General features: G+C 44.8%; 14 protein-coding genes. 2 read left to right on the top strand and 12 right to left on the bottom strand.

The annotated features are described in order from the left end of the window. Positions 1–181: hypothetical protein (locus tag ACTTJF_RS06835; RefSeq protein ID WP_442551317.1), on the bottom strand; the 181-nt coding region annotated here is incomplete at its 3' end. Between the two features lie 383 nt (positions 182–564). Beyond that, positions 565–2,763 carry a TonB-dependent receptor gene (locus ACTTJF_RS06830; protein WP_442551316.1) on the bottom strand — a complete coding sequence of 733 codons (2,199 nt, stop codon included), beginning with the start codon at positions 2,761–2,763 and terminating at the stop codon, positions 565–567. A 229-nt stretch (positions 2,764–2,992) separates the two neighbouring features. On the opposite strand from ACTTJF_RS06830, the gene ACTTJF_RS06825 reads away from it, so the two are divergent. Both ACTTJF_RS06825 and ACTTJF_RS06820 read left to right on the top strand, forming a co-directional pair. Then, a complete protein-coding gene (locus ACTTJF_RS06825; RefSeq protein WP_442551315.1) occupies positions 2,993–4,153 on the top strand; it encodes an FtsW/RodA/SpoVE family cell cycle protein in 1,161 nt (386 codons plus the stop codon). A gap of 175 nt (positions 4,154–4,328) precedes the next feature. Beyond that, positions 4,329–5,351 carry a UDP-N-acetylglucosamine--N-acetylmuramyl-(pentapeptide) pyrophosphoryl-undecaprenol N-acetylglucosamine transferase gene (locus tag ACTTJF_RS06820; protein ID WP_442551321.1) on the top strand — a complete coding sequence of 341 codons (1,023 nt, stop codon included), beginning with the start codon at positions 4,329–4,331 and terminating at the stop codon, positions 5,349–5,351. Positions 5,352–5,404: 53 nt separating this feature from the next. Here the strand turns inward: ACTTJF_RS06820 and ACTTJF_RS06815 are convergent, their stop codons facing one another. From ACTTJF_RS06815 to purC, 10 genes are all read right to left on the bottom strand, one after another. After that, entirely contained in the window at positions 5,405–6,121 is a 717-nt protein-coding gene (locus ACTTJF_RS06815) for an imidazole glycerol phosphate synthase (RefSeq protein WP_442551314.1), read from the bottom strand. Then, positions 6,118–6,624 carry a PAS domain-containing protein gene (locus ACTTJF_RS06810; RefSeq protein ID WP_442551313.1) on the bottom strand — a complete coding sequence of 169 codons (507 nt, stop codon included), beginning with the start codon at positions 6,622–6,624 and terminating at the stop codon, positions 6,118–6,120. The genes ACTTJF_RS06815 and ACTTJF_RS06810 overlap by 4 nt, the downstream gene beginning before the upstream one ends. A gap of 245 nt (positions 6,625–6,869) precedes the next feature. After that, a complete protein-coding gene (gene htpG, locus ACTTJF_RS06805) occupies positions 6,870–8,723 on the bottom strand; it encodes a molecular chaperone HtpG (protein WP_442551312.1) in 1,854 nt (617 codons plus the stop codon). Between the two features lie 214 nt (positions 8,724–8,937). Next, entirely contained in the window at positions 8,938–9,864 is a 927-nt protein-coding gene (locus tag ACTTJF_RS06800) for a hypothetical protein (protein ID WP_442551311.1), read from the bottom strand. A gap of 145 nt (positions 9,865–10,009) precedes the next feature. Beyond that, positions 10,010–10,906 carry a hypothetical protein gene (locus ACTTJF_RS06795; RefSeq protein ID WP_442551310.1) on the bottom strand — a complete coding sequence of 299 codons (897 nt, stop codon included), beginning with the start codon at positions 10,904–10,906 and terminating at the stop codon, positions 10,010–10,012. 152 nt (positions 10,907–11,058) lie between these two features. Then, complete coding sequence (locus ACTTJF_RS06790; protein ID WP_442551309.1) at positions 11,059–11,745, bottom strand: lysophospholipid acyltransferase family protein; 687 nt, start codon at positions 11,743–11,745, stop codon at positions 11,059–11,061. Beyond that, a complete protein-coding gene (locus ACTTJF_RS06785; RefSeq protein ID WP_442551308.1) occupies positions 11,732–13,084 on the bottom strand; it encodes an SH3 domain-containing protein in 1,353 nt (450 codons plus the stop codon). Before ACTTJF_RS06785 ends, ACTTJF_RS06790 begins: the two co-directional genes overlap by 14 nt. After that, complete coding sequence (gene purQ / locus ACTTJF_RS06780; RefSeq protein ID WP_442551307.1) at positions 13,078–13,743, bottom strand: phosphoribosylformylglycinamidine synthase subunit PurQ; 666 nt, start codon at positions 13,741–13,743, stop codon at positions 13,078–13,080. The genes ACTTJF_RS06785 and purQ overlap by 7 nt, the downstream gene beginning before the upstream one ends. Further along, positions 13,740–14,000 carry a phosphoribosylformylglycinamidine synthase subunit PurS gene (purS, locus tag ACTTJF_RS06775; RefSeq protein ID WP_295146912.1) on the bottom strand — a complete coding sequence of 87 codons (261 nt, stop codon included), beginning with the start codon at positions 13,998–14,000 and terminating at the stop codon, positions 13,740–13,742. Before purS ends, purQ begins: the two co-directional genes overlap by 4 nt. A gap of 1 nt (position 14,001) precedes the next feature. After that, the gene (gene purC, locus ACTTJF_RS06770) at positions 14,002–14,718 is read right to left on the bottom strand and encodes a phosphoribosylaminoimidazolesuccinocarboxamide synthase (RefSeq protein WP_185898834.1); all 717 of its coding nucleotides are present in this window, start codon (positions 14,716–14,718) and stop codon (positions 14,002–14,004) included. Positions 14,719–14,725: the final 7 nt, after the last annotated feature.

Below are 14,725 nucleotides of genomic sequence, written 5' to 3'. Positions count from 1 at the left end.
CCGCTAGCGGACCGCTGGCGACGCCTTTGTTTAGTATGCCTTCGCTGATGCCGCTTTCACTTATGTTATCGCCGACGCTATTTACCTCGACGCCTTCTAGCTTGATCGTCTCGGCTGCGTTTGCTTGCACCGAAAGTAGCGCTAAAACCGCACATGCAGCAACTGAAATTTTAACTTTCATTTATACCCCTTTGTAAAGTATTAAAATATTTATTTTTATATTTAAATAAGCCGATGTTACATATTGTTACCTTAATATACAATTTATCTATAATATATTTTTTAAATTTAATGAATTTATGTTTACTTTTTACGGATGCGTTTGGTTAAATTTATTTTTGTGAAAATTTGAGAAAATAAGGACGTGCGTTTGAAAGTAGTGTTGTAAGATAAATTTTATATCAAGAAGCGTTGCAAATTTGAATGTAAGGCAATAAAGTAAAGTATCGCGAGACGGCTTTGATGATTGCGAAGAAAATTTTCTACCGAAGATAGAACACGTAGTTCATCAAGGGAAATTTCAAGCTCCGTTAAAGACGCTCGCGAGACAAGCCTTAAATCAAATTAAAATTTGACTTCGGCTGACAGCATAAACATCCTACTCTCGCCCAGGCTTAGCCCGTTAGCTACGCCAAGAACGCTAGCGCTGGTACCTGCGCCGTCGGCGCTAGCAGGATACATACCCGCCCAGTATTTTTTGTTAAATACGTTATTTACGTTAAAGCGCAAAGTGGTTTGCTTGCCTAGCATCGCGCGGCTAACGTATCTCACGCCAAGATCGGTGACGAAAAAGCTAGGCGTGGCCTGCGTGTTTAGATCGTCGATATACATCTTGCTCGTGTAGTGGAAATTTGCGCTAAATGCGAGCTTTTCGGTATTTGGAACGACGTAGTCAAATAGCAAATTCGAGTTTAGTTTAGGCACGCCGTTTACGACTTTGCCGTTTGCGCCTTTTAGTAGCGGATCTTTAAATTTAGAGTTTATCAGCGTAAAGCCGCCTAGAACGCTTAAATTTGAGGTGATTTTACCGCCGCTCATAAACTCAAATCCAGTGTTTACCTGCTCGCCTTGGACGTCGTATTTGCCGTTACCGCCAACATAGGCGATAGGGCGCTGTATCCTAAATACCGCCGTGCTAAAGTCGATCTCGTTTATGCGAGCTTTGGCGCCTATTTCGTATTGTTTCGAGCGATACGGTTTTAGCGTGCTGGTCGTGCCGTCGGCGTTCGTGCCGGTGCCGCCTTGTTGCAAGCTATCGGCAAAGGTAAAATACGTGCTGACGTTTTCGACCGGCTTATAAACCAAGCTCGCGCCGTAGCTAAGGCCTGATTCGTCGTATTTGGTTACGATAGGTTTTAGCTGTCTTTGCGTAGCGGTTATGGCCGGACGAGTGCGCTCTTTTATCCAGCTGTTTGAGAGGCTTAGTAGCAAGCTAAAGTTATCATTTATCGTGATATCGTCTAGCACGGAGATATTTTTCATATCGGTCGTGCTGAGTTTATATAAATTTGAGCCTTTTTTAGAGTTTGGATGCGGGAAAATTTTAGGATCGTTGATATTTGCCGAGCCCGCTTTTGTAGTCGTGCTTAAATTTGAGTAACGATACTGCACGTATCTGTATCCGTTTGCCTGCAAGCTAAAGTTATGGTTTAGCCCCCAAGTATCAAAGTCCGTGACTGCCTTTAGATAGCCGCTAGGCAGGTCAAATCTATACGCCGCCGTCGCTCCGCCGCTGTGATAGGTATCGTAGTTGCCGTTTTTATCCGTGATCCTATTTACGACGCTGTGTATGTGGCGATCGGCTCGCTGGAACTGATATCCGCCCTCGAAATACCAATCCTCGCTCGGAGCGTATTTAAATTTAACGCTAGCCGTCGTCGTTTTTAGATTCATACCGCCGTATGGCTGACCAAGGCCCGGAGTTTTGTTATCGACCGGATCTGGTAGCTTTAGGTCGTTTCTGATCATGCCGTCTTTTACGTAAAGCGCAAAAAGTCCCGCAAATCCGTGAGTGTTGTGCTCGTAGTAGCTAGCCGCGGTCTCAAACGTAAGCGACTCGGTCGGATAAAACTCGAGCGTGAGGCTGGCTAGGCGGCGCTGGTAGTTGCTGTCTTTTACTTGTTTTGCGCCGTCTGAGCCGTATACGACTGCGCGGTAGCCCACCTTGTCAAATTTCATCGAACTATCCACGCCTACGCCGAAGTGCTCGCGCGAAGCGTAGTCCGCCCAGATACTGTGCTCGTTATCTACAGGGCGTTTTCTCGTGTAGTTAAAGACGCCGACCGGGTTTTGCGGGCCGTAAAGCGAGCCGGCAAGACCGTTTTGTATCTGCAAACTCTCAAACATCGCCATCGGGATCGCGGTAGTCGAGATAGCGTAAAAACCGTCCCAAAAAACGTTGCCTACGACGCTGCCTTCAAAGCCGCGAGTTTGCGGACGACCGACCGTGGTGCCGCCTCTCATCTGAACTTGCGCGGACGGGAAGTACTTCACCGCCTCCTCAAAGCCGGTCACGCCCTGGTGATTCATCGTTTCTTTCGTGATTGTGCTTATCTGATACGGCGTATCTAGTACCTTTTTACCGGCTAGGATGCCGTTTTGCACGTTTTTGGCTAGGATGCCTTCGCTGATACCGCTCTCGCTGATGTTATCGCCGACGCTGTTTATCTCGACGCCTTCTAGCTTAACCGTATCGGCGGCGTTCGCCTGCGCCGTAAATAGCGCTAAAACCGCACATGCGGCAACTGAAAATTTAACTCTCATTTAGACTCCTTTTAATTTTTCGTTACGTTTTTATAACGCGCGTATGTTACAAACTATTTACTTAATACTAAATTAAAATTATATATTGATATAATTTGTACTATTATATTTTTAATTTTTTAGACGATTTTTTGAGCTAAATTTTGAAATATATAAATGCCCGATTAACATCTTTGTAAGTCATATTTAAGTAAAATCGCCCATTAAATTTAACTCGGGAAAGGGAAAAATGCAGGCGGATAAGTGGATATTTTACTCTTGCGTCGCGCTCATTACTATCGGTATCGTTTTTTCGCTCTCCTTGCCCGTTTTTACCGTGCTTTTCTTTAACTACGAGCCTTATCATTTTTTCATCAGACAACTTGTCGTAGGGGCGATCGGGATATTTTTGATGTGGGGTATCTCGCGGCTTGACCCTGATAAATCCATGGTCTGGATCGGCTTTTGTCTATTCGGCTTTTGCGCTATCGCGATGGGAGCTATGCATGCGCTGCCTAGCTCGCTAGTCACCGATGCAGGCGGAGCTAAGCGCTGGATACGTTTGCCGGGCTTTTCTCTAGCGCCGGTGGAGTTTTTTAAGATCGGTTTCGTTTACTTTTTGGCATGGAGTTTTGCGCGCAAGATCGATGGCAGCAAAAAGAGCCTAAAGCAGGAATTTAAGCTCATTTTGCCTTATATGTTTTTGTTTTTGATAGCCGTTTATCTCATCGCCATCCTTCAAAACGACCTCGGCCAAGTCGTCGTTTTGGCGCTTACGCTCATCGTTATGATGCTTTTTGCCGGCACTAGCAAGCGGCTTTTCGTCATCGGCATGGCGGGCGCTTCGGTGCTTGCTATCGTGGCTATTTTTACGTCGGAACACCGCATTTTACGCATAAAGTCATGGTGGGGCACGGTGCAAAATATGGTCCTTTCGCTTATGCCAGAAAATATGGCAAATATGTTTCGCGTCGAGGGCGTGCCGGAGCCCTATCAGATCTCGCACTCGCTAAATGCCATAAAGCACGGCGGGTTTTTCGGCGAGGGGCTGGGAGCCGGCGTATTTAAGCTCGGATTTTTGAGCGAAGTGCACACGGACTTCGTGCTTGCCGGTATCGCCGAGGAGGTCGGGGTGCTGGGGATACTTATCATCACGTCGCTTCTTTTGATTTTACTTTTCCGCATCTTTCGCGTCTCGTCAAGGAGCGAAAACAAAGTCTATCACCTCTTTACGCTCGGCGTCGGACTTCTCATATCGTTTTCGTTTATCATGAACTCATACGGCATCACCTCGATCACGCCTATCAAAGGCATCGCCGTGCCGTTTCTAAGCTACGGCGGTAGCTCGATCCTAGCGCTTTGCATAGGGGTCGGTATGGTGCTGATGGTGAGTAAAAAAGTAAAAGATTAGGCTCAAATTTGACTTTCGACGCAAATTTAAAGTCAAATTTAAATGTCCAAAATTGGACGACAAGGAGTAAAATTTGACGCCTGAAAATGTACAAGACAAAGAGCGAAATGCTGCTGAAATTTTGCCGTCAAATTTAGCTAGCGGCGAAGCTCGAAACAAAACCGAAAGCGGCGCTATCGTTATATGTGGCGGCGGCACGGGCGGACATCTAGCCGTCGCAAAAGCTCTAAACGAGGAGCTAGTTTCGCACGGATGTAGGACGATATTTGTAGGCTCAAGCAGCGGGCAGGACAAGATGTGGTTTGAAAACGACGCCGCATTTAGTGAGAAATTTTTCCTGCCTAGCAGCGGAGTCGTAAACAAAAAGGGGCTGGGCAAACTTTTTTCGCTTTTTAATATCCTAAATTTAGCCTTTAAATGCCTAAAAATCTTTAAGACCCAAGGCGTAAAAGCCGTCGTTAGCGTGGGCGGATACAGCGCGGCGCCTGCGGCATTTGCGGCAATTATCTCTCGCACGCCGCTTTTTATCCATGAGCAAAACGCCGTGATCGGCAACCTAAACAAGCTCCTAAAACCGCTTGCAAAGGGCTTTTTTAGCTCTTATTTTAAGCCTACATTTAGCTATCCCGTAGCGCAGAGATTTTTTAGCTCGACTAGGCTTCGCGGCGAGCTAAAAACGGTAATATTTTTAGGCGGTTCACAGGGCGCGGCGGCGATAAATTCGTTAGCTTTAAAGCTGGCTCCCGTTTTTAAAGAAAAAGGCGTAAAAATCATCCATCAATGCGGCAAAAACGCGCTTGAAAGCTTGCAAGAGGAGTATAAAAAGCTTGGTTTTAGCAGCGACGAACTCGAACTTTTCGACTTTGATCCCAAAATAGAGCTTAAGATGAGTCGTGCCGATCTAGCGATAAGCCGCGCAGGGGCGGGCATGCTGTGGGAGCTCACGGCAAATGCGCTACCTAGCGTATTCGTGCCTTATCCTTACGCCGCAAACAACCATCAGGTCTTTAACGCGAAATTTCTCGTGGATCAAAATTTGGCCAAATTTTGCTTTCAAAAAGGCGGCGAAATCGACGCGGATGAGATGCTAAATTTGATAAACGAGATAGATATAGCGCAAATTTCAAGCAAGCTTTCTGGACAGATAGATAACGGCGGCGCGGAAAAAATAGTGGATGAAATTTTAAAAGATATTTAAATTTACGGCAGAGCGTTAAATTTAAATATCTTTGTATTTTGCAAATTTTAAAATTAGTTTATAAAATCATCTTTCAGCTCTCGCAGTTCGTAAACCAGATAGTGATACACGAGCTCGCCAGTCTTTAGACTCTGGTCGCTAAATATCGGCCCAATCATTGCTGCAATCTTATCGCAAACGCTTATTATCTCGGCCAAAAGCAGCTGATCGCCTCTGCTTTTTGCTACAAAAACCGCGTAGAGCAAAAATTTATATACTGTCTTAAACTCGCCTAAAATCACGTTTGAAATAATACTAGCCTGAATTTTTAGTATCTTGTCCAATCTTGATTGCACTTTGAGAAGTTCCGCGAGCTGCGTCTTTACGGCGCGAAGCCGAGTTGCGTCATTATTAAAGAAGCTTCGTCTTTTGTATTTTTGCATAATTGCGCTTTGAGCTTGCAGGAGCTCGGTTATATCTTTGATATTTTTCGCGGTAACTTGGAGCTTGAGATTTGCTTTGATACTGATACCATTTTTTTCGCTTTTTAGCGATATCGCCGAGAGTATTTGTGATAGATAGGCGCTAATGTTAGCATAATACTCCTCATCATCAAAAACGGCCGAAAAATATCCGCTACCTTTTGCTCCTTGCACCTTAATCGAATTAGCTATAGTGCTAAACTGCGCGGCGCTCATGATCGCTTCTTGCGGTTTGATGTCCATTTTTTCAAGCTCGTTAAGCTCGTTTTTTAGCTTAATTATATCGCCTGAGATAGGATGCTGCCTCATATCTGTCCTCGCTGAAGTTTATGTACCAACTCATCGTAGCTGACGCCGGCGCCGGCTAAAATTTGCCCCAGCAGCTTGCCAGAAGCCTCCATGCCGCCGCTTTTTTCGGCCTCAAGTAGCTGTCTATATACGCCCTCAATAAATTTGACGCCATCTGGATTTGGCTTGTGGCGAACGGAGTAGTAGCCGATGATCTCGCCGTTAGCGTCTAGTGAAGCCGTAATGTTAGCAAATACCCAGTAAAAGCCGCCGTCAAAGCTCTTGTTTTTAACGAATGCAAATATCTCCTGCTTTGCCTTGATACGCTCCCAAAGCAGCTTAAACACGATGCGCGGCATATCGGGGTGTCTGATGATGTTATGCGGCTTGTGCAAAAGCTGCTCTTGTGTCGCGCCGACGATCTTTAGAAACGGCTGATTGCAGTAGGTTATCCTGCCCTTTAGATCGGTTTTTGATACGATAAAATCTTCTTCTTTTACGAAATATTCTTTATTCTCGTTCACTTTATACCTTAAATTTTTCGGCAATTATAACCAAATATTACGCAAATGTAGCTTACTAGCCTTTTTAATTTGGCATTCGGCGAGCACGGCAAGCATCTTTTAGGTCAAATTTGACGCCGTAAATTTAAGGGTATGACGAGCGGATTTTGCTATGCAGATTTGAGTGAGATTTTGAAAAAACTCGGCGGCAAATTTAACTCCGCCGCCGAACCGAAAATAAAATTTAAGCCAAAAAAGGCTTAAATTTAGATCGCTTTTAGCAAGATTTTGGTTAGCTTTTTACTAAATGCCGACGGATCGTCGATCGCGACGCCTTCGTTTAGCTTAGCCATATCCAAAAGTAGCTCCGCCGCATCATAGATCATCGCCTCGTTTTGAGATAGCTTTTCAAAGAGCTCGTGCTTTGGATTTATCTCCAGTATCGGCAAAATTTTACCCGCATTATGCCCCATCTGCTTTAGCATCATCTGCGTAGCGTAGTCCGGATCGTTTTTGTCGTAAACGATGACGGCGGGGCTTTGGCTTAGGCGCGAGCTTAGCTTCACGTCCTTGACCTCGTCTTTTAGTATCTCTTTCATCTTAGCTAGCAGCGCGGCGAATTTACCCTCGTCGGCTTCGTCTTTTTCAGACTTGATCTCGGCGTCGATATCGGTGTGATTTACCGCTTTTATCGGCGTTTTGTCGTAGTCTTGGACCATCGGCATGACGATAGAGTCTATCTCCTCGTCCATGATAAGTACTTCTATCCCTTCAGCTTTAAAGCTCTCTAAAAGCGGCGAATTTCTTAGCATTGTTTCGTTATTTCCGCTGATGTAGTAGATCGATTTTTGACCGTCTTTCATCGCGTCTTTGTACTCTTTTAGGCTGACTAATCCCTCGCGCTTGCTTGATTTAAAGAGGCAAAGGTCTAAAATTTGCTCCTTTTCGCTGCTAAATCCGTAAAGCCCCTCCTTGATCACCTTACCGAATATTTTATAAAATTTGATGTATTTTTCTCTATCTTTTTCTTTCAGCTTAGCTAGTTCGCCCAGGATTTTCTTGACGCTTTGCTCCCTTACGCTACGCATTATGCTGTTTTCTTGTAGGATTTCGCGGCTTACGTTTAGCGGTAGGTCTTCAACGTCGATTATGCCGCGGATGAATCTAAGATAAGGCGGCAGCATCTCTTTGGCGTCGTCGCTGATAAATACGCTTTTGACGTAGAGTTTCACGCCGCTTTGATAATCCACGCGAAATAGATCAAAGGGCTCTGACGCCGGCACAAAAAATAAGGTAGTGTACTCGATCTTGCCCTCGGCTTTGGTATGCACGTAAAGTAACGGATCCTCGCTATCGTGCGAGATTTGTTTGTAAAAGTCGTTATAGTCGGCGTCTTTTAGCGCGCTTTTACTCATTTTCCAGAGCGCCGAGGCTTTATTTATCTGCACGTTTTTGGTCTCGTACGAGCCCTCTTTTTCGCCATCTTTAGGCGCTACGTACTCTTCTTTATCCGCAAATATCGGATACGGGATGTGGTTAGAGTATTTTTTGACGATGTTTTCTATGCGGTAGGACTCGGCAAACTCGTCATCTTTTAGATAAAGCGTGATCGAGGTGCCGTGGCTATCTTTTTGCGCGGGCGAGATTTCGTAGGTTTTCGCATCCGAGCTCCACATGAAGGCCTCATCGCCAAGCGCCTTTTTGCTCACGACTTCGATCTTATCCGCAACCATAAACGCCGAATAAAACCCGACGCCAAACTGTCCAATGAGCGCGCTATCTTTTTTAGCTTGGCCGCTTAGCTTGTCCAAAAAGCCCTTCGTACCGCTTCTAGCGATGGTGCCGAGGTTGTTTATCAGCTCGTTTTTGTCCATGCCGATGCCGTTATCGCTGATCGTTAGCGTCTTTTTTTCTTTATCTATTTTAATATCGATTCGCGGGGAGTAGCTTAGACTTTTGTAAGCATCATCCGTGAGGCAGAGATAGTTTAGCTTATCCAGCGCGTCGCTTGCGTTTGAGATGAGCTCGCGCAAAAATATCTCTTTGTTCGAGTAAAGCGAGTGTATCATCAAATTTAACAGCTCGTTTACCTCGGTTTGAAATTCAAATTTTTCACTCATTTTTCGTCCTTTGTTTTTAAAATTTTTAGCAGATTATAGCACAAGGTGCTAAGAATATCTTTAAACTTGATACGATTACTATCAACAAATCTAAAATTTGTTTCTCAAATTTGACTCGCGGTTGAGGCTAAAATTTGACGTTTGCTTGGACGGTAAATTCTGTCAAATTTAGGATTTGGGTTTTTAAATTTTGTTGCCGAGTTTTTAAAGGCGACTAAAATTTAAGCTTCAAAACTTCCGTCGCACCGTAAATTTTCGCCTTTTTTCTCAAAAACTCACACTCGCCCGCCAGCTCGCAAAGTCCGTTTTTTAATAAAAATTCTATCGCCATAGCGTTATCAAGCGCCAAATTCGTCTCTATAAAAAATCTAAGCCCGCCTTTGTTAATCTCTTTTAAGCTTTTAAATTTCAAAAACTCCTCGAAATATCTCATTTTCTCGCGGTAAAACTCTATAAATTTCGCGCTTTTTCCAAGCCGCGCCGCCTTTAAATTTACGACCTCGCCAAACTTTAAAGTAGCGCCGTTTTCATGAGCAAAGGAGCGCATATCGACCGCGATTTGCAGCGCTATCTCGCTCATATCGGCGTTCATGCCAAGCAGCTCTTTAAAAATCCCAAAGCCGTCCGCGCCGTAAATGCAGCCTAAAACAAATTTGTCATTCGAGTCCGCTCCATGCCTAACCAGTAGCTTTACGAGGCGGATGACGTCAGCTTCGCTAAGCTTGGACTTTTGTCCTGAGGGAAGCGGCATCGGTAGCAAAGCGGCGTTGCAAATAGGGCTGGCAATAACGGTTTTGTAGTTTAGATCGGGCTTAAATTTGAGCGCTTTTTCTATCCGCCCAAAGTCGATTTCGCCGACATTGTGCATCTTGGCATTAAAGATAAAAGGCGTAAAAGGGCGGTCGCAATACTCGTCCAGCTCGTCGTTTACGCGGTGCGGGTTTTGCCGTAAAAAATCCAAAATTTGATCAAGCCCCGCGTCTATCTGCTCGCTCGTAGCGTTTTCGTCGTAGAAAACCCTAAAATCAGGCACGGATTTTGGCTGCTCGCAAACCTTGACCGCTTCGTCTTGATCTAGCGCAAAAAGCGGCACAAATAAAAAGAGTAGGTCGAGCGGCAAAAATCGAAAAGAAATTTTCATCATCTATACTTAAATTTACATACGCCGCGGTAAAATTTGAGTCCAAATCCAGTAGTCTAAATTTGAAGCGGCAAATTTAACTCGGCCGTCTTGTTTAAATTTGTCCTTAAATTTTAGCTTCATGCCGCTTGCTTACCGCGTTATGCTATCTAACTTCGTTTATCAGCTTTAGGCTCTCTTTTGCGTCGTAGCGGGTCGCGTGCTTTTTAAGATTTTCGCACGAGGTTTGTAGCTTTTCATCTTTGCAAATGCCGTTTTTTAGCAGAAACTTAACCATATCCTCGCTATCTAGGATCGTGGCTAGTTTTGCAAAAATTTCCAGCTCTTTAGTCTCAAATTCGCTAAGCGGTTTAAATTTTAGCAGCTCCTCGAGGTAGCGCATTTTATCGCGGTAAAACTCTGCAAATTTTGCGGTTTTTGCAAACTGCCTTATTTTTGGATCAAGCGGAGCGTTTGCGATCGGCGAAGCGCCGTTTTGACCCATAAAAATAGCTATCCCGCCGGCCACGCAAAGCATCGTTTCTTTGTCGCCGCGCGCGCCTTTGCTAAGAAGGTGGCTAAAAATCTCAAACGCCTCGGCATTGCAAGCCGTTCGCAAAAGCTCGGGCGAGCCGATATTAGTACCGTTTGCTATGAGTAGGTCGATGAGGCGTATCGCTTCTTTTTGATCGAATTTATATTTGCCGTTAGGATTTATACCAAGCGCTATAACCGCATCAAGAGGGGTGAAAATCATAAATTTATAGTTGAGACCCGGCTTAAATTTGAGTGCCTTTTCTATGCGTTCAAAGTCGAATTTACCCGTTTTCATGATTTTTACGTTATAGATAAACGGCGAAAAAAGACGGTCGTTAAATTCGCCGTATTCCTCGTTTACGCGGTGCGGGTTTTGCGATAAAAACTCCAAAATTTGATCAAGCCCCGCGTCTATTTGCTTGCTCGTAGCGTTTTCGTCATAAAAAATCTCAAAACGAGGCTCCGGCAAATTTGATGCAAATAAAATTTGAGCTAAAACCATAAATATAACGGCGTATTTTTTCATAAATCCTCCTAAATTTACGGCTTTTACGGGGGCGGTCAAATTTGACTAGCGGATTTAAGGGCTAAATTTGCTCGCGGTAAATTTGGTTCAAATTTTAGCTGAAAAGTTCGTCAAATTTACGCGTGCGGCAAAATTTACGATAAAGCAACGCTTTAAATCGCCGCTTTTTGCCTCTCGTTGTCGAGCGTTTCTTGCATTTTAGCTCTTGCGTTTTCCAACCACTCTGGCTCGGCGGTGTCGATGAGATCTAGGCAGATTATTTTGATTTTGCCGTTTTTAAAGCTAAAATTTTTCACATCCAAGATGTCTGAACCCGTGATCACAATGGGCTGGATTTTTAGATTTAGCTTGTCGGCGATGATTTTCGCACCACCTTTAAACGGCAAAAGCTCCTTTGAGTGCGAGCGCGTTCCCTCGGGGAAAATCGCCAGTACGCGCCCCTTTTCGACGCGGTCTTGCGCGTCCTTTACGAGCTTGATGAGCGAGCGTTTGTTCTCGCGCTCGACCGAGATCATTTGCGGCACGTGGATGATCTGTCCGATGACGGGCAGGTCGGCAATCTCTTTTTTGGCGATCCAGCAGAGATTTTTAGGATAGACCTCCTCTAAAACGACGATATCTAGCATACTTTGGTGGTTCATGATGATCATATTTGCGCGGTCGTCGAATTTGCCGACGACTTCGAGCGAATAAAAACCGAAAAATCGCTGACTCCTGCCCCAAAATTTCCTCACGGCGTGGATATGCTTTTTAAAAAGCCACATAAAAAACACGACCAAAAGTATACTGATCAGAAACTCGACCGCGAAATACGCGGCCTTTATCCTAGAAAATATCATCTTTTTTAACCCAGCCTATCTTGCCGTCGTCTAGTAAAATTTTGACGTAGTCCTCGCGTTCGCCGAGGATCTCGACTTTTTCCTCCGCTTTTGAGGTATAAAATACGCTTGAGTTTTGCGTAGGTAAAATTTTTACGTTTATATTTTGCCTTAGCGTCGCGCCGCCAAACGGGTTGTAGCTGTAAAGGATATAAGCTCCAAGGCCGACTACGACCACTAGGAATATCGTATCGCGCTTAAATAAAAACGTGATCAAAAATATACCGAAAAGCGCATAAACTCCGATATTTTTGTAAATTTCAAATTTGCTTTGCTTTGGATTTAGTCCGATTTGCGTGCTGATCTCGTCGTCTTCTACGACTACCGGGAACGAAAAGCTCACGAAATCTTTTTTAGCAAGGCTAAAGTAGTTAAAATCTATCGAGGTTTTTTCAGGCGAAAATATCGCAAAATAATATCCGCTTTGCGCGTCAAATTCGCCGCTTGTGGAGTCCACGCCTTGCTTGATGATGTCCTTATCCTCGATGAAAAAATCCGCAATATTGCCTTTTTGCGCATTTACTTCGACGATCATGATGAGATTTTTATCGTCGAATTTATTGGTTTTGTATTTTTTGACTTCGAGATTTTGGGCGACGACGTGGTTGTATTTCTCGCCGCTTTTTAGCGCTACAATTTTAGGTAGCGAAAGCGTTAAATTCGCCGTCTGGAAAAACTCGCCGTTGCGCTTTAAATTTACAGTGATTTTTGGATTTTTCACGGCCTCGGCGGAGGCCTCGGCGTAAATTTGAGCTTTATAAACCCCTTTGCCGTCGTTATCCCAGCGCAAATTTGAGCTTAGCCATTTTAGGTTTTCGGTTTCGGGCAATATGGTTTGCAAATCAACCGCGATGTTATCCTGGATATCGACCGAGAGCGTAAAGCTAAAAATTTGTCCGACGTAGACTTGCTTCGGCGCGTTTAAGGCCTTGATTATGATGTCGTTTGGCTGCACGCGCTCGTAGAGCTGGCTGTCTTTTAAATTTAACTCTGGCTCGTTGGTTGGCGCGATATTTTGCGGGATAGGCTGGCGCAGATGCGTGCCGCCCTGGTTGCTTGAGACTTGGCTTTGAGCTACGGGAGTTCTGTTTTGAGTGGTCGTGCTTTGCGTCTGGCTCGGAGTTCTATTTTGAGCGCTTGGCGCTTTGTTTTGTAAATTTGGCTTTTGCGCGGGCGTTTGCGGAGCGGGCTTGATTACTTTTTGACTTTGCTCGTCGCCCATCATGTCAAACACGCTAGGCTCGGTGGCTCCGCAAGCTAAAACAAATATAGTAAAAAAGGCTAAAAAGGGCTTTAGCAAACTAGCCCTTTTAGCATCTTTAGTCCATCATCCGTGCCCAAAAACTTCTCGCAGGCGCGCTCGGGGTGAGGCATGAGGCCGAATATCTTTTTACTCTTATCGCAAATTCCCGCTATTGCATCGACCGAGCCGTTTGGATTTAGGGTGGCGCCGTTTGCGTCGCAGTATTTTAGCAACACCTGATCGTTATCGTAGAGGCCTTTTAGCGTCGCCTCATCGGCGTAAAAGTTACCCTCGCCGTGAGCGATCGGGATGTTTACGACCTCGCCGACGCTCAAATTTGAGAGAAATTTATTTGCGTTTGAGACCACCTTTAGATAGTGGTATTTTGAGATAAAGCTCAAATTTTCGTTTCGTCTCATCGCGCCTGCAAGCAGTTTTAGCTCGCACAGCATCTGAAAGCCGTTGCAAATTCCAAGCACGTATCCGCCTTTTTGGGCGTGTTTTACGACTGCGCTCATCGCGGGACTAAATTTAGCGATAGCCGCCGTGCGCAGGTAATCGCCGTAGCTAAATCCGCCCGGAAGTACGATTAGATCGGCATTTATCTCGCTTTCTTTGTGCCAGATTATCTGCGTCTGGCACCCCAAAAGCTCAAAAGCGTACTTTGTATCTTGCTCGCAGTTCGTGCCTGGAAACAAAACGATGGCGACTTTCATTTTGCGCTCTCGCATTTATCGTTCAAATTTATCTCGTAGTCCTCGATGACGGTGTTTGCGAGTAGTTCCTCGCACATTTTGGTGAGCTCCTTGCGCGCTTCGTCTTTGCTTGCGGCGTTTATATCCAGCACGATTTGTTTGCCTATTCGTACGCCGCTTACGTTGTTAAATCCAAGCGATCCGAGCGCGTGCTCAACAGCCTTTCCTTGCGGATCTAAAACGCCGTTTTTTAGGGATACGTTGATGATAGCTTTCATTTTAAACCTTAGATAAAATTCTTTTTAAAACTTCTTCGTAGGCGACTTTTACGTTGCCAAGATCCTGACGGAATCTATCTTTATCGAGTTTTTCGTTCGTAGTCGCGTCCCAAAAGCGGCAACTATCCGGACTGATCTCGTCTGCTAGCAGGATATTTCCGTCCTTATCGACGCCGAATTCGACTTTAAAATCGACTAATTTTAAGTTTCTATCTGCGAAAAATTTAAAGAGGATAGCGTTTATCTCGCGGCCCATGTGTTTTAGTCTGTCAAGGTCGTTTTCGCTCTTAACTAAGCCCATGATTAGGCAGTGTTCGTCGTTTACGAGCGGATCGTGCAGGTCGTCGTTTTTGTAGTAAAACTCTACCAATGGAAACGACAAAACCGTACCTTCTTTTATCGCAAGGCGCTTTGTTAGCGAGCCGGTTGCGATGTTTCTCACGACCACTTCAAGCGGGATGATTTCGCATTTTTTCACGAGCTGTTCGGTGTCGCTTAGGGTTTCGACCAGGTGGGTCGGGATACCTTTTTCTTTTAAAAGATGAAAAAGTTGCGTCGAAATTTTGTTATTTAACGCGCCTTTGCCCGCTTCATTGCCTCTTTTTTGCGCATCAAAGGCGGTTAGATCGTCTTTAAATTCCGCTATTAGCAAGTCCGCATCGTCCGTTGCGAACATCTTTTTTCCCTTGCCTTCGTAGATCAGCTCTTTTTTTTGCATTTTTGCA

The sequence above is a fragment of the Campylobacter sp. genome (assembly GCF_052170435.1).
Taxonomy (GTDB): domain Bacteria; phylum Campylobacterota; class Campylobacteria; order Campylobacterales; family Campylobacteraceae; genus Campylobacter_A.
Note: the sequence above shows the minus strand (reverse complement) of the source record. Positions and strands in the feature narration are given on the sequence as shown.